A 23,832-nucleotide genomic window follows, 5' to 3' on the forward strand; every position below is an offset into this window, starting at 1 on the left:
CCCGTCGGCGTCGCGCAGCCTACTCGGTCGTATTCTCGAAGAAGCGCGTATGCTTCTTGCCGTCGATCCAGAACGTCACCCGGAACGCCACCGGCCGTCTCGAATCACCATCGAACTCGGCGCGGATTTGCGCATCGACCCTCCTGTTCTGCTCGAGCGCCGACCGCCATTCCTGCTCCATGTTATACCAGTCGCCGCCGCTCCCGTTCAACTCACGCGTCATCGGGTGATAGTTGATCTGCTCGCCGGGGCCGTCGAACATCGCCGCGAACAGGTGTCCGCCCTGGTCGCCCTCGATGGCGTCCTTGATGCCGCCGACCTCCGCCGCCTTGCCCTGCTGGTGCGTATTGCGGTCATGGCCGTTCAAATGGACCCGTCCCCTGGCTTCGACGACGCGTCCGGCCTCATCCGTCGTATAGGTGTAGCGTCCCACGAGGTAGTCGGCGTTGGGCGCCAGTTCGCCGTTCAACGCCTGGTTCCAGCCGTCGGCCTTGTGTCCGGGATCGAGCACGATGCGCGCGCGCTCACCGGGCTGGCCGCGCGTATTTCGGGCTTCGATCGCCGCGCGGGACGGGTCGCGCACGAACGAGCCGACATCTTCGGCCAATTGATCCAAGTGCTGCTGATCGAGCGCGTTCTCGCGAACGATGTCAGCCCGTCGCTCCGCGGTGATTGCGGGATCGGCCAGCTCGCGCGATCGTATCTCCATTCGCTCGCGGACCTTGCTGATATCGATCCGCGCTGCCCAGCCGACCGTGCCGGTTCGTGGCTCGCCATGCTCGGTAAAGAGCGTTCGGAGCTGGCCCTCGAGCGTGAGGCTTCGCTGGATATGTTGTGCGGTCGCGACATGCAGGTCGATATCGGCCGCTGTTGCCTGCGGACCATGCCTGATGCCCAGGACTGCGCCCGTCGACGGATCGTAGTCGATCTGGACTGCATTGCCCTGCAGCGAGCCATCGGGGGCGACTTGCGGCGCGAAGTTGCGCAAGAGCCCGTCGCGCACGGCAGTCGGGTTGAACATGTCGCCCGGCCGCAAGCCGCCGGCGCGCATCGCAGCGCCAGCGCCGGCGGCCCAGACCCCCATGGACAACAGCGATTGCGCGCGCTGCTCGCCCGACATCTCCGTCCAGTGGCGCGACAGTGAGATGCTCTCGTTGGCGATCGCTGCCGTGTCGACAATTGCTGCGCCTGCCTGCGCGTAGCCATGGATCGATGCTTCAGCCGGCGCGATCGCGCGGCCGGCGCGCCCGAGCTGGGCGAGCCGGGCAGCACTGCCAAATGCGCCGATCGACAACGCACTCGCTCCGGCATTCAGCCACAACCCGCGCGCGGTTTCGTCGCTGAAGGGATCGATCGACTGGCCATGACCGGCGCGGTCTGCAAGCTCGCTGCCGCTGCGATATGCGCCCCAAGCGCCGGCGCCAGCGGCAACCGCTCCGGCTCCAATCACGATCGGCGTTGCGAGACCCCCGGTGCCGACGATCAGAACGCCGCCGGCGACGATACCGCCGACCAGCGCGATCTTGTCGACCGCCTGCGTGAGGTGTTCGCCGAACGTATCCACCGTCTTCGGTGTGTTATCGTGCTCGAGCGCGACGGTTCCGTGAGGACGGGCGGTTAGATGTCCGCCGGACGGATATGTCATTGATCCTGGCGGAAGCTGGTTGTTTTCCCGCCAGTCATCGAAGTTGTCGTACGCGCGCCCGATATTATCGACGAAGCGCTCGCGTCCGTCGGCGCCGGTGACGCGAAAGAGCGGTAGCTGGACTGGGCCGGTGTCCGCGCTCGAATAGGTGACCGGCAGAACCGTTACCTGCGCGGCGTCGCCGCCTGCCACTGCGCGAATCTGATCGGTGACGGCGCGAACCGCCGCAGCGTGTTCGCCACTGCCATAGAGCGAGAGTTCGGCGCGCGAGACGGCCGCCTGAACTTGCGCAAAGCTTGTGCTGGGCGGCAGCGCCGGCGGCATGCCCATGGCAAAGCCGACGGTATTGTCGAGATCCGTTCCGCGCAGATGCTGCGGCGCGTCGCCCCGCGCGGACCGAAAGCGTTGGCTGGCCGCCTGTGCCTGCGGCTCGACAATCGCACGATTGGTCCAGGGATCGTCCGCTTGCCGCACCGTATCGGCGGTGATCGCCGGATTCATGCGAATGGTCGCGAGCGCATCTATGCGCGCCGCAAGCGGGGCCTTGTCGGCGCCCTGCGAGCCCAGCAGTTCACGTCCCTCCCGGGTTTCGAGAATGCCGCCAAGCCGTTTGGCCTCCGCGCGCTGCCGTGCGGGGTCATTGGGATGCCATTCGCGCGCGAGCGCATGCGCCATCGTCCGGCGCAGGGCCGGCACGGTGCTGTAGTCCATCGCCGATGTTCCGGCGAACGCGTTCTGCACGAACGCACTCGCCGCTTGCGAATGAGGTCCCTGATTGAGCCCCGACAATGCGCGCTCGCGCATCGACGCGGTCATCTGTCCGGCGAAGCCCGCCGACGGATCAGTCGAGAGCGCACGGGCAAAGCCCGCCGCGTCTTCGGGCCGCAGTCCGGTCAGCATATTCCGTAGCGGCTCGAGATCTGCGGGCACGCTTCCCGCCGGACCTGATACGGCCGTGATGGCGGAGACGGCATAGGAGGCAGCCGTCATCCGGCGCTGCCACTGCTCGCCGGATTGCGCAGCAGCGATCGCGGGATCGCGCGCAAGCTCGGCCGCCTCCAGCGCCGTTCGCTCGGCGACGACGGCGCGCAGTTCAGGCGCGTCGCCCAGCGATCGGGAAAGACGGGCGGCGCCGCCCGGCCCCTCGCCACGGCCGGCAGTCCAGCGATCGAGCATCCGATCCATCAATAACTGCTGCTGTTGCTGGTCGAGTGCTCCGAGCTCAGACTGTCCACGCAGCGCGCCGATGACTTTCTCGGTCGTCGAAGTCTGACCGATACCGAGAAAACCTCCGCTGGGATCCGACTGCCGCTCGACCCAATCTGCAATTTGCTGCCGGCGCTGCGGCGAGACTTCCTGCGCCGCCGTCGCGGCGATATCGGCCGAATTATCGTTGGCGCTCCGGACTGATGTATCGCCCGCATTGACGGGCGATCTCGCCGCTTGCTCTGATACCCGTGCCGCGTCGATAGCGTCCTGAAACGCCGTATCCGGCGCTCCCGATCGGCTTTCGTTTCGGGGAGTCTGGCGTCGCTCGGCAGCGACAGCACTGGCTCGTGGCGACATGTTGCCTCCGTTGACATGCGGAGCGTCGACCAACTTTCGCCACGGCCGGCCTCGACGGCATCATGCATGCATCGGCGAGCGTGGCAGTCGCTGGCAACCTAGCGTTCAAAGCTGATGCGAAGCTGACGCCACAGAGCCGGACACACTATCGAACGTTTGTGGTTCCCAGCGTCTTCGAAAGCGCGAGATTGTTGCGCGCCGCGCGATCGTCAGGCGCAACTGCAAGAGCGCGGTCATAGTGTCGCTGCGCCTCCTGATGCCGACCGACTGCATCGAGTGCTATTCCGGCGCCATTGAGCGCTTTTACGTTTTGCGGATGCCGTTCGAGGATGGCGCCGAACGCTGCGAGGGCTTCTGCATGCTGCTGTCGCCCGAGCATGATCTGAGCGAGGCCGACCTCACCATCGACATTGCTGGGCGCTACCGCAAGCGCCTCGCGAAACGCGGCCTCTGCCCCGTCGAAGTCACCATTGCGCATGAGCGCGCGGCCGAGATCGATCTTGGGCTGTGCTGCGGACGGCTGACGTTCCGCGATCCGCCGATAGATATTTGCTGCGTTTAGCGCATTTCCGCTGCTCTCGGCGGCCTGGGCCAGCCGCGTCAGCGCCGCGGTGTCGAGATTGGCGCTGCTCGCCGGAGGCTCGGATGATCCGGCGACGGTACCGAGTTGTGGGCCGGCGCCGGCTCCGGCGCAGGCGCTGACGCCAAGGGCAAGCAACGGTAGCGCGAGCGAGCGCAACCACTTCGATCCTGCGCGCGATCCAGACGGCTGCGGACCCTCACTCAACACGCACCTCGCGGCTATCCAACCGTGCGGTCAGCCGACGGCCGGTACGACACCCTGCGGAAACGAACCAGATCGCGGAGCCGAATCGGAACCGAAGGTCCCGGCGAGTCCGATCGTACCGACCGGTTGAATAGTAAAGTCGCTTGCCAACTCTTGATACGAAAGAACGGGAATGTCCAGACCGTTGCGCACGAGGAAGCCGCGCACGAAGCGGCGGATGTCCATCGACGTCAAAATCACCGGCCGATTGCGATCCGAATGCGCATTTGCCCCGATGCGGCGAATCCTTTGCAAGAGCCCTTCCGAAACCTTGTCCTCCATAACGAGATAAGGACCGACCGCGGTATCGCGGACTGCGCTGCGGATCGTGTCTTCTGCAGCACGCTCGATCATGTAGGCCGGCACAATCCTGTGGGCGTTCGCATATTTATGACAGATTTGTCGCTTCAGTGCGGCGCGGACGTATTCCGTCAAAAGCACGACATTCGGTTCCTTTTCACCCCATTCGGCGAGCGCTTCGAGTACCAGGCGGGGATTGCGAACCGAGACGCCTTCGTCGACCAAACGCCGCAGCACATCGGCGATCCTCTGCACCGGGGTCGTACGCGTCACTTCCTTCACAAGTTCGCCATACCGGCCTTCCAGCCGCGTGAGCAGCGCCCTGGTTTCCTGAATGCCGATAAATCGTGCGGCATTGCGCGCGAGCACCTCTTGCGCTCGGGCCGCAATGACATCCGTGCAGTCTCGGTAGCCGATACCGGCCGCCGACAGCGAACTCTCGTGTGTTGCATCGATCCAGACCTGATCGGACGATCTGGCATCGCCATCGGTATGCGCCGAGATGCCGGCGAGTTGCAAATTCACGGGATCGTCACACAGCAGTAGCCGCTGCGGATCAACGTAACCCTCCTCTGCCGGTACGCCTTCCACCTCGATCCGAAATCGTGACGTGCCAAGCGTCGAATCGAAAACGACGCCAACCTCCGGTATCAGAATGCCCAGCGTATCGGCCAAACTGGCACGTGATGCATCAAGCTTCGATCGCTGATTCTGCATCTCTGCGGTGGAACGCAGATCGTCCGCCAGTAGAACGATGACCGGCGGCGCTTCCGCAGGCGCCGCCTGGCGCATCTCTCGCGTGCGCGGCGGGGCGCTCGCGCGCGCGTCGCCTGCTCTCGCCATGTCTTCCTTGGCGATCCCCCCATCCTCGTCGCCCGCATTCGATCTCGTTCCTGCGACCAGACTTCCGGCGCCGAACGCAAGCGCAAGCACCAGGAATACCGCCGTCGGAAAGCCGGGGATCAAGCCCATGGCAAGCAGAACGATGGCTGCGAGCCGCAGCGCGCGCCGATCTGCGGATAGCTGGCCGGCGATATCGCGTCCGAGGTCCAGCCGGCTGTCGCCCGTGACCCGCGTGACGACCGTCGCCGCGGTAATCGAAAGCATCAACGCGGGAATCTGCGAAATCAGCGCGTCGCCGATCGTCAGCAAGGTGTACTCGCGTACGGCCTGCACCAAGGGCATGCCGCGGCTCAACGTGCCGACCGCGATGCCGCCAATCAGGTTCACGACAATGACGACCAGTCCGGCGATGGCGTCGCCCTTGACGAACTTCATGGCACCGTCCATCGCCCCGTAGAGCTGGCTTTCCTGTTCGAGGCGACCGCGCCGGCGCCTTGCCTCGACCTGATCGATGTCGCCGTTTCGCAATTCGGCGTCAATCGCCATCTGCTTTCCCGGCAGCGCATCGAGAATGAAGCGCGCGCCCACTTCGGCGACGCGCTCCGCGCCCTTCGCGATGACGATGAACTGCACCACCGTGATGATCAGGAAGACGACCAGGCCGACCAGAACGCTGCCGGCGATGACAAATTCGCCGAATGTCCGGACGATGTCGCCTGCATTGGCCTGGGTGAGAATGAGGCGGGTCGTGCTGATGGTGAGCGCCAGCCGGAAGACCGTCGACAGCAATATGATGCCCGGCAATGTAGAGAATTCGAGAGGGCTCAGCACATAGAGCGACACCATCAGCAGCAGCACCGCAAATCCGAGATTGAAGCCGATCAGCAGGTCGACCAGCAGCAATGGCATGGGGAGGATCATCATCGCGACGGTGAGTATGAGCACCAGCGCGATCATCAGATCCGGACTGCCGGGCGCCCGGGCGACCAGCGTCTTCAGTCGTTCCATCATTCGCGCCCTCCATGCGACCGGGCAACCACAAACTGATCAAATCGCCGGCGTGCGTCGGCCATCTGCCCCTCGAGACGCAGCGCATGGCTTCGCAGCAACAGAAGCGGTGCCTCCGATGCCGGATCGGTATCCAGATCGTCCAGGCGATCGATCGCGGCAAGCGCGGCCGCCCCGTCCTTGTTCGCGAGGTGCGCGTACGCCATTATCCTGTTAGCTTCGACATCGTCCGGCCGCGCCCGCACGACGAGGCGCAGCAACGCAAGCGCGCGGCGGCACTGTCCGCAGGCCGCATAGACATAGGCGAGCGCGCAGAGCAGATCGCGCTGGTCGGAGCCCACAATCGCGCCTGAACGGTGCTGCGGCGGATCATCGGACGGGTCGGGCTTCCGCATCACGCCACGCATGGCACACTAACCTTCGACCAGGCTGTTGCTGTTCTGGCGCAATTGCGACAGCCGCTTGAGTTCGCGCCGGATGGTCAACACCCCCTCGCGAACGAGTCGCTCGTCTGCGCTGCCGGCAAGGTCCGACTGCAGTTGCTCGAGCAACGCGCGATGGCGCTCAGCCTGCAGGACGTGCGGATTGCGCAGCCGCGGCATCACGAATGTCATCAGCGCGTCCACCAGATTTCGGCCCGCAAAGCCCGAAGCGGCGTCGGGCCGATCGGCCCGCGAAGTGATGGTTTGCGCCTCGTCCAGATGCCTGCGGGTGACGCTGTCAAGGCCCGGCGCGGCGAGCGTTCGTTCGATAGCGGCGTCGAGGCGCACGCCGGGCGGCAGGCTGGTCAGCTTTGGCATCGTCCGCCCCCCGTTCCGGTCAAGGTGAACGCATCAGTAACGAACTGCGACAAGCTTCCCCTCGCGCCGCAGCAGGACTTTCTCGGCCTCGATGCGCTCGATCGCCCATCCGCCATCGAGCATTGCGCCCTCGAGGTATTTCTGACCTCTGATGAGAAGGTGGGGATGGGCTCCGCGCCACACGCCTTCGATGGACAGCGACAGCGGCACCTTTTCCGCCCTAACGCTGACGCCGTTCACAAGCGTGATGTCGCCTTCAAAGCGTTCGTCGAACCATCTTTGAACAGTCTGCCATTGCACTGCGGCCTTCGGATCGATGGTCCCGGTCGCGGCGACGATTCCGACCCCAGGCTCGACCAAAACATTCAGGATGCCCATGCGCTCGACTTCCGCCCGCATGGCATCGGCCGCAGCCTTGACCGCGTCGGATCCGGGATCGGGAATGCTAAGGCCACCTTCGCGCTCGCGCTGCACCGCCTGCCTGACGATCCCGGTCACCGGGATCTCAATCGGGTTCGCGGCTGAAGCGAGCCAGGTCTGCCGCAGATCCGCGTGAATCGCACCGGCCGTCTGCGAAATCGGCGCGTCCGCCAGCGAGTGCATCATCAATGCGATCGAGACGATGCTGACCAGTCCTACCCCCATCAGCAAACGCGACCGGGACATTGAAACGCCGAACAGGCTGCCGCGCGATTGCGGGCCCGGATCGTTGGCACGGCTGAAATGCAACTGCGCGGCGCCAATGTTCATTCGCAAAGGCGTTGCGACTGCCTGGCGCGCTCCGGCTGCAAGGTACTTCTGCGGACCGACCAAAATCCTGCCCGCCAACGCCTCGACCTGGAGCTCGGCTCCGGAGGTATCGATCATGGCATGGAGAGGCTCGACATCCGCATCCATCAGGACGATGTCGGCATCCATCGAGCTGCCAATCGTGTAACGCCCCGGCACGAAGGCATGCGACGAACCGGCATACAGCCCGGACTCAATTGACATTGTCAGACAATTGGGCGGTAACGACATGGCTCGCTCCGATTCTCCGTGGCAGGAAGCCCCGCGTTCTGCAAGGCGGTTCCGAGGCGGGCTCGGGACAAAGACAAAGACGAGTGCGCGATGCGCGCAATAGAGCGCGCACCGCGATGTTGAAGCAGATGATTACTGAACGCGCTCGTCAGCCACTTTTTTCTGCGTGTTCTGATCGACCTGCAGGCGACGCAGCTCCATGCTCTTCTGCATGGATTCCTGATACGTCTGCTTGAGCTGGTCCATCATGGCCTGGAAGTCACCGCCGGCCGCGCCGCCGCCGCCGTTACCGCCGCCAGCGACGGCACCCGCCGCCGCGTTCACGCCGACACCACCAAGTATTCCGCCCATTGTTCATCTCCTGTCGTTGATGTCCTGGATGTCTTTGCCGTCTTCGTCACGCCATGGCTTCCGACTGCTGTCGAGCCCCAACGCGACGTCCATCAGGCTGCCGCGCGAAGGCGGCAACCTGAACTCTTGTGCCTGAATCGCACCTCACCGAGCGCAGTTCTTCGCGAACGGCGCTCTAACCTTAGGAATCCTCTTCTTCCTCGAGCGCTTCCCGGCCCATGTCCATGATGTCCATGAACGGCTGCACCGACATCATCCCGATGGCCTTCTGCAGTTCCGCCTCGAAGGCTTGCGAAGCGCCACCGCCGCCATTGCCGTCGATCGCGCCGCCAACGGCTCCGCCGACCATGCTGCCGACGGGGCCGCCGACAATGCCTCCAGCGACCTGTCCAATCGCTCCGAGTACACCCATGACGAATCTCCTTCGCTCATCTCGTGGCGCGACGGGCGATTTTGGCCGGCGCGATACGCGGAGTTGAATGCGATCGGGCTATCGGTAGGTCACCGCAGCCGACCGATGAGGCGTCTTGCGATTTTCTTTTCACAACAGACCTCATGGCGCACACGCTATGAGCGTCAGCTTTCGGGAAGCTGACGAGAGGTCGGCTTTTTGACGAAGGAGAAATAGAGGATGTGGACAACCGCTTAGCGCGGACTAGCGTCGGTTGGGGCTACCGGGATCGCCGTCACGTCCACCAGGCTGCTCGCGTCCGGCCGACGTGCCTGAGGGTTCGTTCGGGCCGAAGGTCGCCTCCAATCGTCCGTTACGAAGGATCGTGGTCTGAGAACCGCGAAAAACCGTCAAGAACGTATCCTGCGGAGGCGACGATTCCACTCGCACGCCGGCGGGCTTTGGGCGCGCTTGCTCCTCGGCGATCAACCCATTGAGGGTCTGCTCGACCAATGCCACGAATCGCGGCGGTCCCGTCACCAGAACAAGCTGCGTATTAGGAGCCGGCCTCACCGCATATCGCTCGTCGGCGACGTCGAACGCCGCAAGCGTCGACGCAAGCTGTTCAAAGGATACCGGACCGGGAACAAGCAACCTGCTTTGCGATTCGCGGGCCGAGGTGACATGCAGCACCTGTCCGTCGAAGTACCACTCCAAATTATAGAGTGCGGCCAGCCTGTTCAGGAACGCCAGCGGCGCTAGATCAGGGAGCCGGCCTTGAATGCGTCCGCGGATCTCCTGGCTCACATTGACCTTGATACTGAGATTGCTGCCGAACTCCAGAAGCGCCGCCGACAGATCCTGGTTGATAACCGTGTAAGTGTAGGTGGCGTCGGGCAGTTTGAGGTGCGCAGCGATCGCTCTCGAAGACAACAGCAGCGACGCCGAGACGCTCAAGCCCGCGACAACAAAGCTCGCTGCAACGAGGCGTGCAACAAAACCACGCCCATTGTCGCGCGCGGCGCTGGAACTCTGCTCGGGCACCGTTCTTGGCGTCATATATCCGTCGTTCTGCAAGCCGTCTCTTCGATCGTTATCCGACATACATGTCGAATCGATGACACCAGGTTCGGAACAGCGGCGATAATCTCGTCACTTTCCGGTCAGCTAGCCTCAATAGCCTTCCCTGCACCGTATGCAATGCAAGAGCAGCTTCTCGAACATCAAGCCGAGGCGAAAACATGTCCTTCGATCCGCTGGCGGCTATCAATGGTGCGGTTTCCACCACGGCGCCCCTGTCCGGAAGCGCCGCGCCGGCTGGCGATGCCGCCGGTGCATTTTCCCGCGTGGTCGCAAACGCATCGTCGGAGGTGAGCAACACGGCTACACCCCACGCGTCGGCACGCGCACAGGAAAGCCGGCACGACGCCACGCGTGTGGCGGCCGTGCGAGAGTATCCGCTGACGTCATTGCCGAGAAATCCACAGGACGGACTGGGACACCACGTGCTGGATCGGCTGGAAACACTCTATCGCGGCGATCAGAGGCTGCGCACGGCGAATGCCCATTCCGCAACCGATGCTTCGCCGGTCGCACTCGCGGGTGCTGGACTTCCGCGCGGACCCGCCGCGGCGCCGCTGAACGGTGCGATCAGGCCGGATGACGCTTTCAACGTCATGCTTCGCAACTTCGAGCAAGTCTATCAGCAATCCATTCAGGTTGGCTTGATGACCAAGGGCACGGGCGCCTTCACCACTTCGATGAACAAATTGATGTCCTCGGCGTGAGCCGCGGCTTGGATATTCCCGACCTCAAGCGGAGACGCATATGATCGCCGTCCGTGCAATGGTGAAACTGGTCGTGCTCGCGGTCGTGGTTTGTACTCTGGCAGGATGCCAGACGGAGCTTTATTCCAAACTGGACGAGCGCGAAGCCAACAACATGATTGCGCTTCTGCACAAATACGGCATTTCCGCCGAGCGCTCGTTCGCCAAGGACGGCACCAGTCAGATCAGTGTCGCAGAAAACCAGCTCCCGCAAGCGATCGAGCTTCTCAAGGCAAACGGCTTGCCGCGCAGGACGTTCACCAACATGGGAGAGGTCTTCAAGAGCAGCGGCCTGATCTCGTCACCGACGGAGGAGCGCGCGCGCTTTATCTACGCGCTGAGCGAAGAGCTGTCGCGCACGATCTCCGATATCGACGGCGTTCTTTCGGCCAGAATTCACGTTGTTCTACCAAAGAACGACCTGTTGCGTCAGGATGCGACGCCGTCATCTGCGTCGGTGTTCATTCGTCACGATGCGCGCGCACCGCTGAAATCGTTGTTGCCGCACGTCAAGATGCTGGTAGCGAACAGCATCGAAGGACTGTCCTACGAGAAGGTGTCGGTTGTGCTCGTTCCGGTGGAACGTCCTGCGATTGACGTGGCGGCGCCAACGACGGTCGGCGCAGCAACGCAAGCCGGACTGATGGCCGCCCGGCCGGCTGGTTCGTCTCAAGCGCTCTACCTTTCTCTCGCGGGCGTCGTCGCGTTGCTCCTGACCGGGGCGTTGGCCTTCTGGCTCGGCCGCCGCCAGGAACGACAGTCGCGCGGCGGTTCGTCGCCAGTGTCCAGCGCCGCCCGCAATGACTCACCAAGAATCAAAAGTCTCTCCTCGAATGATCGCAGCGCCGATCAGGCGGTCGCGCAGCGTGCTGCCTGAGGTTGGCGCTTCCGGCAAAGGACTTCATGTCAACCGAATCGACCCTACGCTCCGAATGGAAGGAAATGGCTCCGCCTGATGCCGCGCGGCTCGTTCTCGCCACTCATCCGCGAAGACTGGCGGATGCGCTCGACAGCCGGCTCTCCGTCGCCGTTATCGGCCGCCTGCAGGGCTGCCCTCGTCTGCATGCCCGAATTGCGCCGTTGCTGATCCAGCCGGAGGTCGACGGCCCGGGCGATGTGCCTGCAGACGATGCGACTGCGTTGGCGAACCGGCGAGCGACATTCGAACGTCTCTTCCAGGTCGATCTGAAGCAGGCGTCGTCGCTGGCCGGCGCTGCCTGGCACGCGCGGTCGCTCCGGCAGATGATCCGCGGCCGCGACGTCGCCGATCTGGTGGCTCAAATCGGGCAGCGCGCCCATGCCTTCGGTTTGCGTCGCGAGGGCGTCGCGCCCGCGCTGCGTTCCGTTGCGCCCGGCGCTTTGGCCGAACGAATCACGCGCGACGGATATGCGTGCCTTGACGTCTGGTTTTCGTCCTTTCCGCAGCCAATGCGACAGCAACTGTATGTCCGGCTGCCGCCTGAGAGCGCCGAGTCTTCCGAATGGAGCGACGCGCAGCGGAGACTGGCACTCGGCCTGATTGATCCTGTTCTGTCAGAACTCGACGAGTTGATGAATGCCTCCGCTTGAGCCGCCGGCACGTCCCAAATTGAAGCCATGCGGCCCCGTCGTGCGAGCTGAGGAGTTCAACCATTGGCGCGAGGCGGCGCGCGCGGTCGATGCAGCCCACCAATATTTGAAATCGATGCAGGAGCTGGCTCAGGCTGCCTACGAGCAGGAAAGGCGGCGGGGCTTTCTCGAGGGTCGCGAGGCGGGTAGCCGTGAGGCCGCGCAGCTCGCGACGAACCTGGCCGGAGAAGCCACGCGCTATCTCAGTGAAATCGAGCGTGCTGTTCCGTCCATGATCATGGTCATCGTCGAGCACATTCTCGGCACGTTTGACGAGGTCGAGTTCGTGACGCGGGCCGTCCACCAGGCGGTGACGACGCTGGCGGGGTCCGAGATATGCCTGCGCGTCGCGCCTGAGATGGTCGAGCCGCTGCGCCGGTCGCTTGACGAGGACGACTCCTGCGACGCGCGCTTGCTGCGCGTTGAGGCCGATGCCGGCATCGACCCCGGCGACTGTCAGATCGTGACGCAGGCCGGCAACATCGAGATCGGTCTGGCCGCGCAGAGCCGGGCGCTGCGGAACGACCTGCAGCAGCGGCTGAGCGCGATCGAGATCGCCGGTAGCAATGGACAGCACGCCTCATGACCGAGGAACGATTATCCATTCGCTTCGCGTCGAACCTGCCGCGGCTGCATGACGCGGTCAAACAGATTGACACCCGGCCGGTCCGGGGTCGCGTCACCAAGGCAGTCGGCACGCTCGTTCACGCCGTCGTGCCCAATGTTCGCATCGGCGAATTGTGCACCATAGCGGACGCCCAGGCCGGGCACTCGATCAATGCCGAGGTCGTGGGCTTCACCAGCAAGGGCGTGCTGCTCACGCCGATCGGCGGATTGCATGGGCTGTCGATGCGCAGCGAAGTGATACCGACCGGCCAGACCATGACGACACCGGTTGGCGACGCCCTTCTGGGGCGCGTCATCGACAGCCTCGGACGTGCCATCGATGGCGGTGCGCCGATCAACCGTCGCGAGAACGTCCGTTCCCTACATGGCCCGGCCCCCAATCCGCTCACGCGGCAGATGATCGATCGTTCATTCAGCGTCGGATTGCGTGCGATTGACGGGCTGCTTAGCTGCGGCGAAGGCCAGCGCGTCGGCATCTACGGAGAGCCGGGAAGCGGCAAGTCCTGGCTGCTCGCCCAAATCGTCAAGAATGCGGACGCCGATGTCGCGGTGATCGGCTTGATCGGCGAACGCGGACGCGAGGTGCGGGAGTTCATCACGCGGCAACTCGGCGAAGCGGGGTTAAAGCGGGCCGTCCTCGTCGTCGCCACATCGGACAGGTCGCCGATCGAACGGCTCAAGGCGGCCTATGCCGCAACTGCGATTGCCGAACATTTCAGCGACGGCGGGCGCCGCGTCCTGCTCTTGATCGACAGCATCACCCGCTTTGCCCGCGCGGCGCGCGAAATTGGCCTGGCCGCAGGTGAACCACCCACCCGCCGCGGCTTCCCGCCATCCATCTTCGCGACCCTGCCGCAATTGATCGAGCGCGCAGGCATGGGCGAGCGCGGCTCGGTGACGGCGTTCTACACCGTTCTGGTCGAAGGCGACGGTACCGGCGATCCGATCGCCGAAGAGACGCGGGGCATCCTCGACGGCCACATTGTTCTATCGCGCACGCTCGCGAGTTCGGGCCACTTTCCAGCCATCGACATCCTCGCAAGCCGCAGCCGGCTGATGGAGGCGGTGGTCTCCCGCGAACATGGCAAAGACGCCGGCAAACTGCGCGCCCTGCTCGGCCGCTACGCGGAAGTCGAGTTCCTGATCCAGGTCGGCGAGTACAAACAAGGAGCAGACAAAGTGGCCGACGAGGCCGTCGCGAAGATCGACAACATTCGATCTTTTCTGAGGCAGCCGGCCGACGAGCGGACAACCTTCGAGGAAACCAGACGATGGATGGCACGCCTCGCCTCATGACAGATGTGCGCGCACTGTCGCGCTACCGCGCGTGGCGCGAGCAGCAGGCTTGCCGCCTCATGCAGGCGGCTGCCGCGGCGCGCGACGGGGCACGCTCGGCAAACGAGGCGGCGGCGGCTGCGCTTGCTTCCGCGGAGGACGACCGAAGGCTTGGAGAGCAGTGTTACTACCGCGATCTCGCATCCACCGCGCGCGTTACGATCGACATGCTGTATCGGCGGCATGACGACCTAGCCCGATGGGGAGCAGCGGTGGAAGGCGCAAGCCGCCTCGCGGAAACGGCGCGCGCGGCGCTCACACGCTGCGAGAGCGAGTTGCTGCGGTCCACGGCTGAGTACCGCGCGCGGTTTCGCGAAGTCAAAAAAGCGCGCCTGCTGCAGGGCAGGCTTGAGGATGCCTTCCTTTCTCACATGGAGCTGATCGACGAACTGGATACGGAAGAACAGAGCAGCATTCGGTACGTGAATAGGCCCAGCGGCCGGAGTGAATGGCCGTGATGAGTGCCCACGGAGCGCTTGCGCCGCACCGAGAGCAGCCGCAGAAGACGGGCATCGCACCGTGGCAACCGCGGATGCTGTGCGAACTGCCGGATTTAGCCGTCCTGAACGCTTGTTCCATCCGACGCGCGCCGTTCAGGGGCTCCATCGAAGGCCTGCCGATCGAATTTGACCTGTCGCCCACCTACACGTCCGCGCCTGCCGCCAGGGCAGACGATCGTTTCGAAGCGATCCTGAGCTGGGGAGACGCTCAAGCAATCGCTACGCTTGCCTTCGCACCCGTGCGCCGTCTGCTGGAGCGAATTCAGCCGGAGCTTTCTGGCGATCCGCCGAGCGATCCGGCTCTGTCGCTGCTGGTGGAGCTTGCGCTGGCTCCCCTGTTTACGAAAATCGAGATGTCCACCGGCACGCCGCTCGCGCTTCGGTCATCTTCCCGTCGCGCGGCCGGCGATCTCTCGAGACCCGGTCCGCAGTCGCGCAGGCTTGCCTTCCGCGGCACGCTGGATGGTGATCTCCTCGAGCTTACGCTTGAGTTCGATGGTCATGTCGTCGAGGACTTCGTCAAGCTGTTCCAGTATGTTGCGCCGGCAAGATTACCGTTGGCACAGACATTCGTGCCTATCGTCACGATCCTCGGCGCAGGCGCCGTACGGCTGCCGGTGCGCATGCTGCAAGACCTGCAGCACGGCGACGTGCTGATACCGGACGAATTTCCATTCGAGCGCGGCGAAGTTGCTCTCACGGTTGGGCATCGATATCGGACGATCGCGCGCCTGGAACAAAACGGAGCGCGTGTTCAATCCGTGCTTCAGCACAGCAAGTCGATTCGGGAGATCAATGCGGTGGATGGCAAAGGCACATCCGGCGTCGTCGAGATGGATGATCTCGGCGACCTCGAAGTTCAGTTGACGTTCGAGTTGGGTCGACAAACCGTCGAACTGGAACAACTCCGCACGATAACGCCCGGCTCTGTATTTCCGCTCGCACGTTCGCCGGATGACCCCGTCGACATCGTCGCCAACGGACGCCGCATCGGCCGCGGCGAGATCGTGCGTGTCGGTGATGGTCTCGGCGTTCGCCTTATTCGCCTGTTCGACCATGGCTGACATACAGCCCGGCATACTTGCGCTTATCGCGATCACCTTCGGCTTGGGATTGCTGGTCTTCGTCGTCGTGACGACGACCTCATTCCTGAAGATCTCGGTCGTGCTGTTCCTCGTCCGCAACGCGCTCGGCGCCCAGCAAGTGCCTCCGAACATCGTCCTGTATGGCGCCGCGCTGATTCTCACCGTCTATATCAGCTCCCCTATCATCGAGCAGGTCTACGGACAACTGAACGATCCGACCCTGCAGTACAGGACATTCGATGATTGGGGCGTCGCGGTGAAGCGCGCCCAGGAGCCGGTGCGTGACTATCTGAAACGCTTTACCAGGCCGGAAGAGCGGCAATTCTTTCTTACCGCCACCGAGCGCGTATGGCCGGCCGACATGCGTAATCGCGCGAGCGAGGATGACATTTCCATTCTTGCCCCTTCCTTTCTGCTCGCAGAACTCAAGCGTGCCTTCGAGATCGGCTTTCTGCTCTATCTTCCGTTCATCACCATTGATCTCGTGGTGACGACCATCCTGATGGCAATGGGCATGTCGCTTGTATCGCCGACGGTAATTTCAGTTCCGTTCAAGCTGTTCCTGTTCATTGCGATCGATGGCTGGTCACGGCTGATGCACGGGCTCGTCCTGAGTTATGCGCAATAGCGGAGGACGCTCTCATGGAAGAAGCCAGCATTCTGACGCACATGAGCACATCGCTCAGCCTATTTCTCGTGCTGACGTTGCCGCCATTGCTGGCGGCGCTGGTGGCCGGGCTGATCGTCGGGATCCTGCAGGCCGCCACGCAGGTCCAGGACCAGACGCTGCCTCAGACTGTCAAGCTGCTCGTTGTCGTCGCCGTACTCGGCCTGCTTTCTCCGCTGCTTGCCGGCCCGCTGATCGATCATGCCCGGCGCCTGTTCACGGAATTTCCTGCGCTCACCACGCGTTTGTGAGGGATAGTCGACCGCGATGACGTCACTGCTCTCATCGGCGGATTTTCAGCAATTCATTGACGGCGCGTTGATGGCTTTGCTCGGCCTAGGCATCGCTGCCATGCGGACCTTAGGCATTGCCCTGGTGTTGCCGGTGTTCACCAAGGCGGAGCTCGGCGGCGTCATCCGGTCGGGCTTTGCGCTCGCCCTGGGCCTTCCTGTGATGTGGCACGTGGCCGACAGCATCGGCGCGCTGGGGCCGCACCAGAACGCCCAACTTGTTTTGATCGCGATCAAAGAATTGATGGTGGGCGGGCTCATCGGCTTCATGTTCGGCGTGCCGTTCTGGGCCGTCCAGGCCGTGGGCGAGTTGGTCGACGAGCAGCGAGGTGTGACCAACGAGGAGGCCTTCGATCCTGCAACGCGGTCGCAGGCGTCGTCGCTGAGCCTGTTTCTCGGTATCAGTGCGATCGCCGTCTTCGTCGCTGCGGATGGCCTGCGCATTGTGGCCGGCACTCTCTACGACAGCTACGCGATCTGGCCAGTGACGAGCTTTACGCCCAGGCTCACGCTCGACAACGCCCTTTCGATTGCCAAGGTCCTCGACCACATCCTCGGCTACGCGCTCCTGGTCGGCGGTCCGGTCATCGCACTGTTCCTGCTGCTCGATTTGTCGGTGATGCTGATCGGCCGTTCCGCCCCACAACTGAACGCGTACGATCTGCCGCCGACCCTGAAGAACGTGGTGTTCGTGGTCTTCATCGGCATCTACGCGACATATCTCATGAACTATATGCGGGACGAGCTGGCGGGTACGCACGGCGTCAAGAGTCAACTCGAGCGTTTCCTGCAATGAGCGATGCCAGCGAGCAAAAATCGCTCCCGCCTTCGACGAAGAAGCTTCAGGACGCGCGCAAGAAGGGACAGATATCCCACAGCCACGATTTCGTCAGCGCGGTCGGCGCGGTGGCGGCGATCGCGTATCTGTGGACGTTCTCGGCGAGTATCGTTGGCCTTTGGCGGGACGCCCTGCTGCTCGCCGTTGGTATGCAGAACGAAGCGTTCCAGGTAGCGTTGCCGCAACTGGGCGCGGCGCTCATCGCTTTGTGCTGGCGAACGGTTGTGCCGCTGCTGACGGTCGCTGTCGCGGCTGCAATACTTGCCAACCTCATCATTAATCGCGGCCTTCTGTTCTCGCTGACGCCGATGACCCCGGATCTGGAACACATCAATCCGTTCACCGGGTTCAAACGCATCTTCGCTCTCAGGAACTGGATTGAGCTTGCCAAGACCGTCGTTAAGGGCGTTCTGCTCGGGTCCACCTTCGTCATCGTGTTGGCAGGCACGCTGAACACGCTGGTCCGGCTGCCGATCTGCGGCGAAGGCTGCATCGGCTTCGTGTTCGGCAGCATGGCGCAGTTGCTGCTCGGCATCGGCATTGCCTTCCTCCTGACAACCGGCTTGATTGACATTCTGCTTCAGCGCTGGCTGTTCCTGCGCGAGATGCGCATGACGATCACGGAAAGCAAGCGCGAGCTGCAGGATCAGGAGGGCAATCCGCTGGTGCGCAGCGCGCGCCGGCGCCAACGCGAGCAGCAGGCCCAAGAACCCGCGATCGGTCCGCGTCATGCTACGCTGTTCGTGCGCGGCGAGAGCGTGATGGTAGGCCTTCGCTACGTCCGGGGCGAAACATCGGTGCCTATCGTGGTTTGCCGCGCCAGAGGCGCTGCCGTCCGATCGCTTCTGGACATTGCAACCTCTGCCAACATTCCCGTAGTCCCGGAAGCCGCACTCACGCGCAGCCTGCGGCGCAAGCCGCGGCTTGGCAGCGCCATCGCAAATCAGCAGTTCGAACGCGTGGCCCGCGCGATGCTGGCCGCAGGCCTTGTCTAGGGCGTGAACGAACTCATAAATTTATAGACTTGGCGGACGTCCGCCTTGGTGCGCACTACGGACTCAAGTCGGACATCTCGCCTGGTCCAAAAGGGCCAACAACCGACCTTCGTCGCGACCCGCGAAACCACTCCGATAGATCCCGCCCGGCTTATCAAATGTCTCTATCCCATCGGAAGCGGACTGGTCAGCATGATTGGCATGTGTCTCATTTCCCGACAGGTGGATCGATAGCCTCGTTGACACGATTTTCAGTATTTTTGCTTCTCCTCGCTTGGTCCGTCGTGCCCTCTGTTGCCAAACTCAGGGGGCCCGGGTCTTTTGTGCTTTTGGCATCGCCTCGATCAACAGCGCGAGCGCTTTGCTGAAACCTGAAGCGGCGTAAGATTGGCCCCGATAGTGCCCGAGACGCACGACGACGAGATCGTGCGAGGGAATGATCAGCGTGGTTTGCCCGCCAGCGCCCGCCATGTAGTAGGCATGGCGCGGGACTGGATATTGCCCGTCGCCGTTGAGCCAGAAAAAGGCTCCATAGATCGGCCGATTGTCCGCGGCCCAGGCAGGCGCAAGTGTGCTGACGAATGTGGTATAGCCCTCTGGGAGAATGCGCTCACCGTTCCAAACGCCCCCCTGAAGATAGAGATTGCCAAGCCGCGCCCAATCGCGCCCGGAGCCAACCACATAACCTTGCCCTAGAAAATTTCCGAACGGATCAGTTTCGATCACCATGGTACGGATGCCGAGCTTATCGAACAGCCTCCGCTGAGGAAATGAGAGATATTCGTCGCCGCGTTTTTCGACAGCGAGCCGGATTAGATAGTTGATCAGGACCGGATCGGTGTTGCGATAGCGTCCGACCGTGTTGGGAGGCCATTGCAATGGCCGTGTCGCCGCGTAGTGAAAGGAATCGATGCCGCCGGTATAAAGATAGACGTGATCCGGGTAAGGCCCCGTTGGGTCATAATCGGGGTCTTGGGGCGCCCTGATCCGAAGCCCGCTCGACATGTGAAGGAGATCCGCAATGCGTATTTTGGCGCGCGGGTCGCCTGGTGTCTGCCATTCGGGAATCGGTGCCGGCTGGTCCAAATCATAGACGCCGTCTTTGACCAGAATGCCAAAGAGCGCTGCCGTGACGCTCTTGCCCATGGACCAGCTTTCGAGCGGCGTCTGCGCCGTAACACCTTGCGCGTAGCGCTCGGCAATGAGGCGGCCTTTCCACGTCACAACGAACGCCGCGGTCAATGCTTCGGCCGGTTGGAACGCGGCATTCACGGCAGCTTTGAGTTTCTCGGCGTCGATCTCTGACGGCAGGGGCTCCTGCGGCAGCATGTCGCCCATGGGCCACATTTGGGTCGCAGGATCGGGCAATCGGCTCTTGACGGCGACCGGCTTGAAATTGATGGCGCTCTCGCCGATCGGGAACGTGACGCAACCCTGGCTCCCGAGATGTTTGGCCGTCCGCGTCACGCCGCTAGGGAGCGTGACGTGGACCGCCTTGTTGGCGCGATCGATGACCGGCTTGCCGAGCTTCGCGCGCTGTCCGTAGGGCGCCGTGAAAAACCCAACATTGCCGGCTGCGAAATCGGGCGCTAGGCCGGTCATGAATACAGCGGAGCACATGACCTTCGCATATCCGGCGGCGTGATGCGTCAAGGGCTCGCCTGGCGGCGGCACATAGGGCGTATCGAGTTCGAACGATTTCGCGCGGGCGATGAGCGCATCTTTGGCGGGAGCCTGCGCAGCCGCCGCCGTACCGGTGAGAGTCACAAGAATCGTCACCAGAAGACGCTTATTCATGATCGCTCCCGCGAAAACGAACAATAATCGTTTGGTTCAATTGCTGCGCATGCAACACATCAATATGCCCTAACGCGCATCTGAGTGAGAGTATGGACCAGCCCTCGCGACGCAGGATATCAGATCCGCGGCACGAGCGCTCGGCCCTAGACTACGCTACTGGGCGGGCGCGCCGCCTGCACCACCGGCCGGCGTCGCCGGATTGGACGGCGGGACGTTGACGAGAACAGCACCACGTCCGGCTGTCTGTGGGGTGAGAACGGAATTGCCGCTGAACGTGCGGTGGCGCGTCACCGGAATAGCCGCGCGCTCGCCATCGGACGGAGGCACTGCGGAACTTTCCAGCAGATCCTTCGGGTCGTTGACCATGGTGGCGAGGTTCGACAGATTCGAGCAACCGAGCGTCGGCTCGAAATGATTTTCATTCGGCGACGCCGTGATCTCCAGCGACGGACATCCCGGCGCAAGTGCTGTGTAGCGCACGGCAACGACACGGATCGCGAAGCGATAGCGTTCGTCGGCCGGCCCGTTGACTTCCTTCACCTTGAAGGGCGTGACGCCCATGCGGATTGTACTTCGCCTCACCGCATAACGTGCGCGCGGATCGATCCCGATGACGTGCACGTGGATGGCATCGAGCCGGCCAGAGCTCGCAGTATATATGAAGTCTTCCAGACGGCGCTGGTCTGCCGATGTCAGCGCACCACGTGAGCCGCTGGAGAGCAGAAGGATATGCGGCGCGGGCTCGACCAGGGCGGCTGGCGGCGTCTCGACATAGGCATGACAGGCCGAGAGCAGCGGCGCGAACAGGCCGACGGCCAGGAACATCATGGTCGTGCGCATCCGGATTCCCTTCGTCATTCGAGAATAAAGCCATCTTGGAGCGGTCGCGTAACTTTAGCCTTCGGTGCCTGACGTCCCGGCGGCGGTGACCCTACCCTGTTCAGCAAAACGCGATCGACGTCGGAGGGTGGCGCGACACGGTCGGTCGGCGCCTGGACGCGTGTCGCACTGATAGCGGGCCGCACGATGTAAGGCGTAACGATGATGACGAGTTCGGTTTCGTCCTTCTGGAAGTTGCTCGAGCGGAATAGCGCGCCGAGCACTGGGATATCGCCTAGCCAGGGGAATGCCGAGATGTTGGTGCTGAAGCCCTTGCGGATCAGGCCGCCGATCGCAAAGCTTTGTCCGCTCGCGAGTTCAACGACCGTATCGGCACGCCGCGTCGCAAGGGCTGGAATGGTAAAGCCATTAATCTGGACCTGGCCGTGACTCGAAATGTCACTGACTTCCGGCTTGACCCGAACGCTGATCATTTCGCCGGCAAGGACGGTCGGGATGAATTCAAGGCTGACGCCGAAACGCTTGAATTCGACGCTAAAGCGATCCAGCCCCTGTGCGACCGGTATCGGAAACTCGCCGCCCGCGAGAAAGCTTGCAGGCTCGCCGGAGACCGCGGTGAGGTTCGGTTCCGCCAGAATGGAGACCAGACCTTCGGCTGCGAGCGCGTCAAGCACAGCGGAGATGTTCGTACCTCCAGCGCTAAATCCGACAAAGGCAGAACCGGCTCCCGTCGGCGATCGGATAAGTTGTCCCGTCGGACCAACGGCAGTTCGGCCATTCACGAGACCGAAGCGGAAACCTCCCGTCTCGGCGGTCGCGTTGAGATTGAAGCCGAACTCCTTGGCCGCGTTTCTGGCCACTTCCGCGACCCGTACCTGGAGATTAACCTGCAATGCACCAGCAACGCGCAGCCTGTTGGTGATGATGGCACCCTGCCCGAGGAACTGCGCTGTAATGGACTTTGCGCTTTCCGCAACATCGGCACTGGGCACGGTGCCGCTCAATACCGCACCGTTGGGCGTGTAGGACACCTGGATCGCATAATCGCCGACCTCGTTGCGGAGCATTTCGCGCAGGTCCTTGATCGGCTGGGTAACAACGACTTCGTATTCGGCGATCGCCTGCTGGTTGTCGTCGAGCGCGAAGAAGCTCGTTCGACCGGGCTTCTTCCCGAAGATAAAGGCCGCGTCGTTGGAAGGTGTCTGGATATCGGCAATGGCGGGATCGGCGACAAAGATCGTCTTCGCCGGCTGCGACAGCCGTATCGTCTGGCCGCGCGCCACATCCAGACGAATTTGGCCACGATCGGCGACGCCGGTCGTCGTATCCCGCATCGCCGCCTTGCGCAAAGGAACCATACGCACGGACGGCTGTTCAGCCGCCAATGCTTGGCTGCCGGAAGCGCCAACGAGAACGCACAGCAACAATATCCAGGATCTTGTTGGTTGAAGCTTCTTCGGCACTTGTCGCCGGCCTTTTCGGAATTACGCAGTACGGGGCATCGTGAGGTCGACTTTGACGCCTGGCGCTCGATCGAGCTTCAGGCGCGCTCTCCAAGATCCCGACTGAGTGAAGTGCGCGGAGCTTCGGATTGCATGGCTTTATTCTATTCACCCGCTGCAGTGCGGTCAGCACGCGATGCGCATCAGATGCTGCAAGTGAAACAACGTGTGGTCAGGACAACACACTTACATCGAGCTCCTCCTTCGATTGTCATGCTGGCGTCATCAAATTGAATCGTTACCACCACATCAGGCGCGGGACGCTTCCGAACTCTTGCCGGTTGCGTGCTTGGGGTCGGAAATGGCCGGCCGTGAGAGTTCGAGAATGTAACCGATGCCGCGGTCCGTTCTGATCGAAACCGTTGCTCCCGATTTCGAAAGGTGAGTCCTCAGCCGGTAGATGCCGACTTCCAGCGCATTGGAAGAAACCTCATTGTCATAGCTGAACAGGCTCTCCTCCAGAGCGGCCTTTGGAACCACGCGTCCGAACCTGCGCATCAACACCTCAAGCAGGCAGATCTCGCGCCGCGGCACCTTGACCGAGACGCCGTTGATCCACACCTGCCGTCCGGCAGGATCGAATTCGACATTGCCCGCGCGCATCACTGGTCCAAATGCGGTGGAGGGTCGCCGCAACACGGCGCGCAGTCGCGCGATCAACTCATCCATGTTGACCGGCTTGAGAATGTAGTCGTCGGCGCCCCCGTTCAGGCCTTCAACACGATCGTCGACGCTGTCCATTTCCGCCGTCAAGATCAGCGCAGGCACCGGCCATCCCGATCGCCGCCGGTGGCGAAGCCAATGGAGTCCGTCGCCATCCGGCAGCTTGCGATCCAGGAGGATTGCGTCATAGGTCACCACTGCGACGGATTCCGACGCGTCCTCCAAAGTGCCGACCGAATCCGCAGTGAAGCCGTGCAGTTTCAGGATATCGGAGATGACAGCGGCGACCTTCGGCTCGTCCTCGACCAGGAGCACCCGCATCCATTGCCCTCCCAAGGCGACCGCCGCGCCGGCCTCAACCGTTTCGACAAGCGAGCACGCAGCCGTACCGAACGGGCATCGTTTGGAAGGCGATGCGGCTGTTGCTTGTGAGGCCGCTTCGCGAACGTGCGCATTCAGCATTTCAGGTGCGTTGAACCTCTTTTGAATGACGTTCTAATGAAGAC

At 62.8% G+C, this 23,832-nt stretch carries 24 protein-coding genes; 11 read left to right on the plus strand and 13 right to left on the minus strand.

Annotation, left to right across the window (positions count from 1 at the left end; translation table 11 throughout):
* Positions 1-19: 19 nt before the first annotated feature.
* The 9 genes from KJQ96_RS14645 to KJQ96_RS14685 form a co-directional block, all read right to left on the minus strand.
* Entirely contained in the window at positions 20-3,211 is a 3,192-nt protein-coding gene (locus KJQ96_RS14645) for a DUF4781 domain-containing protein (protein WP_213287283.1), read from the minus strand.
* Between the two features lie 145 nt (positions 3,212-3,356).
* Positions 3,357-3,998, minus strand: a complete 642-nt coding sequence (locus tag KJQ96_RS14650) for a tetratricopeptide repeat protein (RefSeq protein ID WP_213287284.1) — start codon at positions 3,996-3,998, stop codon at positions 3,357-3,359.
* A 30-nt stretch (positions 3,999-4,028) separates the two neighbouring features.
* Positions 4,029-6,191 (minus strand): type III secretion system export apparatus subunit SctV, encoded by a 2,163-nt coding sequence (sctV, locus tag KJQ96_RS14655; RefSeq protein ID WP_213287285.1) that lies wholly within the window; start codon positions 6,189-6,191, stop codon positions 4,029-4,031.
* Entirely contained in the window at positions 6,188-6,595 is a 408-nt protein-coding gene (locus KJQ96_RS14660) for a lipopolysaccharide assembly protein LapB (protein WP_249734060.1), read from the minus strand. The genes sctV and KJQ96_RS14660 overlap by 4 nt, the downstream gene beginning before the upstream one ends.
* A 6-nt stretch (positions 6,596-6,601) precedes the next feature.
* Positions 6,602-6,988 (minus strand): hypothetical protein, encoded by a 387-nt coding sequence (locus KJQ96_RS14665; protein ID WP_213287286.1) that lies wholly within the window; start codon positions 6,986-6,988, stop codon positions 6,602-6,604.
* A gap of 33 nt (positions 6,989-7,021) precedes the next feature.
* Positions 7,022-7,981, minus strand: coding sequence for a hypothetical protein (locus tag KJQ96_RS14670; RefSeq protein WP_213287287.1), 960 nt, complete (start codon positions 7,979-7,981; stop codon positions 7,022-7,024).
* A gap of 159 nt (positions 7,982-8,140) precedes the next feature.
* Positions 8,141-8,359 (minus strand): hypothetical protein, encoded by a 219-nt coding sequence (locus KJQ96_RS14675; RefSeq protein ID WP_213287288.1) that lies wholly within the window; start codon positions 8,357-8,359, stop codon positions 8,141-8,143.
* A gap of 181 nt (positions 8,360-8,540) precedes the next feature.
* Positions 8,541-8,771, minus strand: coding sequence for a hypothetical protein (locus KJQ96_RS14680; protein ID WP_213287289.1), 231 nt, complete (start codon positions 8,769-8,771; stop codon positions 8,541-8,543).
* Between the two features lie 243 nt (positions 8,772-9,014).
* A complete protein-coding gene (locus tag KJQ96_RS14685; protein ID WP_213287290.1) occupies positions 9,015-9,809 on the minus strand; it encodes a secretin N-terminal domain-containing protein in 795 nt (264 codons plus the stop codon).
* Between the two features lie 182 nt (positions 9,810-9,991).
* Between KJQ96_RS14685 and KJQ96_RS14690 the strand changes: the two genes are divergently transcribed.
* The 11 genes from KJQ96_RS14690 to KJQ96_RS14740 all read left to right on the plus strand — a co-directional run bounded on the left by KJQ96_RS14690 (position 9,992) and on the right by KJQ96_RS14740 (position 18,521).
* Complete coding sequence (locus tag KJQ96_RS14690) at positions 9,992-10,537, plus strand: nodulation protein NolB (protein WP_213287291.1); 546 nt, start codon at positions 9,992-9,994, stop codon at positions 10,535-10,537.
* A 40-nt stretch (positions 10,538-10,577) separates the two neighbouring features.
* Positions 10,578-11,453 (plus strand): type III secretion system inner membrane ring lipoprotein SctJ, encoded by an 876-nt coding sequence (sctJ, locus tag KJQ96_RS14695; RefSeq protein ID WP_249734061.1) that lies wholly within the window; start codon positions 10,578-10,580, stop codon positions 11,451-11,453.
* A 26-nt stretch (positions 11,454-11,479) separates the two neighbouring features.
* Positions 11,480-12,145 (plus strand): hypothetical protein, encoded by a 666-nt coding sequence (locus KJQ96_RS14700; protein ID WP_213287292.1) that lies wholly within the window; start codon positions 11,480-11,482, stop codon positions 12,143-12,145.
* 40 nt (positions 12,146-12,185) lie between these two features.
* Positions 12,186-12,770, plus strand: a complete 585-nt coding sequence (gene sctL, locus KJQ96_RS14705; RefSeq protein ID WP_309142411.1) for a type III secretion system stator protein SctL — start codon at positions 12,186-12,188, stop codon at positions 12,768-12,770.
* Positions 12,767-14,107 (plus strand): type III secretion system ATPase SctN, encoded by a 1,341-nt coding sequence (gene sctN / locus KJQ96_RS14710; RefSeq protein WP_213287294.1) that lies wholly within the window; start codon positions 12,767-12,769, stop codon positions 14,105-14,107. Before sctL ends, sctN begins: the two co-directional genes overlap by 4 nt.
* Positions 14,083-14,604 (plus strand): hypothetical protein, encoded by a 522-nt coding sequence (locus tag KJQ96_RS14715; RefSeq protein ID WP_213287295.1) that lies wholly within the window; start codon positions 14,083-14,085, stop codon positions 14,602-14,604. Before sctN ends, KJQ96_RS14715 begins: the two co-directional genes overlap by 25 nt.
* A gap of 74 nt (positions 14,605-14,678) precedes the next feature.
* The gene (sctQ, locus tag KJQ96_RS14720) at positions 14,679-15,710 is read left to right on the plus strand and encodes a type III secretion system cytoplasmic ring protein SctQ (protein WP_213287296.1); all 1,032 of its coding nucleotides are present in this window, start codon (positions 14,679-14,681) and stop codon (positions 15,708-15,710) included.
* Positions 15,703-16,359: a type III secretion system export apparatus subunit SctR gene (gene sctR, locus KJQ96_RS14725; RefSeq protein WP_028346778.1), complete on the plus strand. Its 657-nt coding sequence runs from the start codon at positions 15,703-15,705 to the stop codon at positions 16,357-16,359. The genes sctQ and sctR overlap by 8 nt, the downstream gene beginning before the upstream one ends.
* Positions 16,360-16,373: 14 nt before the next feature.
* A complete protein-coding gene (locus tag KJQ96_RS14730; RefSeq protein WP_028346779.1) occupies positions 16,374-16,649 on the plus strand; it encodes an EscS/YscS/HrcS family type III secretion system export apparatus protein in 276 nt (91 codons plus the stop codon).
* 16 nt (positions 16,650-16,665) lie between these two features.
* Positions 16,666-17,484 (plus strand): type III secretion system export apparatus subunit SctT, encoded by an 819-nt coding sequence (sctT, locus tag KJQ96_RS14735; protein WP_213287297.1) that lies wholly within the window; start codon positions 16,666-16,668, stop codon positions 17,482-17,484.
* Positions 17,481-18,521, plus strand: a complete 1,041-nt coding sequence (locus tag KJQ96_RS14740; protein WP_213287298.1) for an EscU/YscU/HrcU family type III secretion system export apparatus switch protein — start codon at positions 17,481-17,483, stop codon at positions 18,519-18,521. The genes sctT and KJQ96_RS14740 overlap by 4 nt, the downstream gene beginning before the upstream one ends.
* 303 nt (positions 18,522-18,824) lie before the next feature.
* Here the strand turns inward: KJQ96_RS14740 and KJQ96_RS14745 are convergent, their stop codons facing one another.
* The 4 genes from KJQ96_RS14745 to KJQ96_RS14760 all read right to left on the minus strand — a co-directional run bounded on the left by KJQ96_RS14745 (position 18,825) and on the right by KJQ96_RS14760 (position 23,647).
* Complete coding sequence (locus KJQ96_RS14745; RefSeq protein WP_213287299.1) at positions 18,825-20,318, minus strand: serine hydrolase; 1,494 nt, start codon at positions 20,316-20,318, stop codon at positions 18,825-18,827.
* 156 nt (positions 20,319-20,474) lie between these two features.
* Positions 20,475-21,161: a CpaD family pilus assembly lipoprotein gene (locus tag KJQ96_RS14750; protein WP_213287300.1), complete on the minus strand. Its 687-nt coding sequence runs from the start codon at positions 21,159-21,161 to the stop codon at positions 20,475-20,477.
* A gap of 14 nt (positions 21,162-21,175) precedes the next feature.
* Entirely contained in the window at positions 21,176-22,519 is a 1,344-nt protein-coding gene (locus KJQ96_RS14755) for a type II and III secretion system protein family protein (RefSeq protein WP_213287371.1), read from the minus strand.
* 393 nt (positions 22,520-22,912) lie between these two features.
* Positions 22,913-23,647 (minus strand): response regulator transcription factor, encoded by a 735-nt coding sequence (locus tag KJQ96_RS14760; protein ID WP_213287301.1) that lies wholly within the window; start codon positions 23,645-23,647, stop codon positions 22,913-22,915.
* Positions 23,648-23,832 lie beyond the last annotated feature (185 nt).

It is taken from the genome of Bradyrhizobium sp. sGM-13 (assembly GCF_018398875.1).
Classification (GTDB): Bacteria; Pseudomonadota; Alphaproteobacteria; order Rhizobiales; family Xanthobacteraceae; genus Bradyrhizobium.

Bases quoted from the DNA above. Each gene is read 5' to 3' on its own strand.
- KJQ96_RS14645 (WP_213287283.1), bottom strand. From the start codon at position 3,211: ATGTCGCCACGAGCCAGTGCTGTCGCTGCCGAGCGACGCCAGACTCCC.
- sctV (WP_213287285.1), bottom strand. From the start codon at position 6,191: ATGATGGAACGACTGAAGACGCTGGTCGCCCGGGCGCCCGGCAGTCCG.
- KJQ96_RS14660 (WP_249734060.1), bottom strand. From the start codon at position 6,595: ATGCGTGGCGTGATGCGGAAGCCCGACCCGTCCGATGATCCGCCGCAG.
- KJQ96_RS14665 (WP_213287286.1), bottom strand. From the start codon at position 6,988: ATGCCAAAGCTGACCAGCCTGCCGCCCGGCGTGCGCCTCGACGCCGCT.
- KJQ96_RS14670 (WP_213287287.1), bottom strand. From the start codon at position 7,981: ATGTCAATTGAGTCCGGGCTGTATGCCGGTTCGTCGCATGCCTTCGTG.
- KJQ96_RS14675 (WP_213287288.1), bottom strand. From the start codon at position 8,359: ATGGGCGGAATACTTGGTGGTGTCGGCGTGAACGCGGCGGCGGGTGCC.
- KJQ96_RS14680 (WP_213287289.1), bottom strand. From the start codon at position 8,771: ATGGGTGTACTCGGAGCGATTGGACAGGTCGCTGGAGGCATTGTCGGC.
- KJQ96_RS14685 (WP_213287290.1), bottom strand. From the start codon at position 9,809: ATGACGCCAAGAACGGTGCCCGAGCAGAGTTCCAGCGCCGCGCGCGAC.
- KJQ96_RS14690 (WP_213287291.1), top strand. From the start codon at position 9,992: ATGTCCTTCGATCCGCTGGCGGCTATCAATGGTGCGGTTTCCACCACG.
- sctJ (WP_249734061.1), top strand. From the start codon at position 10,578: ATGATCGCCGTCCGTGCAATGGTGAAACTGGTCGTGCTCGCGGTCGTG.
- KJQ96_RS14700 (WP_213287292.1), top strand. From the start codon at position 11,480: ATGTCAACCGAATCGACCCTACGCTCCGAATGGAAGGAAATGGCTCCG.
- sctN (WP_213287294.1), top strand. From the start codon at position 12,767: ATGACCGAGGAACGATTATCCATTCGCTTCGCGTCGAACCTGCCGCGG.
- KJQ96_RS14715 (WP_213287295.1), top strand. From the start codon at position 14,083: ATGGATGGCACGCCTCGCCTCATGACAGATGTGCGCGCACTGTCGCGC.
- sctQ (WP_213287296.1), top strand. From the start codon at position 14,679: ATGCTGTGCGAACTGCCGGATTTAGCCGTCCTGAACGCTTGTTCCATC.
- sctR (WP_028346778.1), top strand. From the start codon at position 15,703: ATGGCTGACATACAGCCCGGCATACTTGCGCTTATCGCGATCACCTTC.
- KJQ96_RS14730 (WP_028346779.1), top strand. From the start codon at position 16,374: ATGGAAGAAGCCAGCATTCTGACGCACATGAGCACATCGCTCAGCCTA.
- sctT (WP_213287297.1), top strand. From the start codon at position 16,666: ATGACGTCACTGCTCTCATCGGCGGATTTTCAGCAATTCATTGACGGC.
- KJQ96_RS14740 (WP_213287298.1), top strand. From the start codon at position 17,481: ATGAGCGATGCCAGCGAGCAAAAATCGCTCCCGCCTTCGACGAAGAAG.
- KJQ96_RS14745 (WP_213287299.1), bottom strand. From the start codon at position 20,318: ATGAATAAGCGTCTTCTGGTGACGATTCTTGTGACTCTCACCGGTACG.
- KJQ96_RS14750 (WP_213287300.1), bottom strand. From the start codon at position 21,161: ATGCGCACGACCATGATGTTCCTGGCCGTCGGCCTGTTCGCGCCGCTG.
- KJQ96_RS14755 (WP_213287371.1), bottom strand. From the start codon at position 22,519: ATGGTTCCTTTGCGCAAGGCGGCGATGCGGGATACGACGACCGGCGTC.
- KJQ96_RS14760 (WP_213287301.1), bottom strand. From the start codon at position 23,647: ATGCGGGTGCTCCTGGTCGAGGACGAGCCGAAGGTCGCCGCTGTCATC.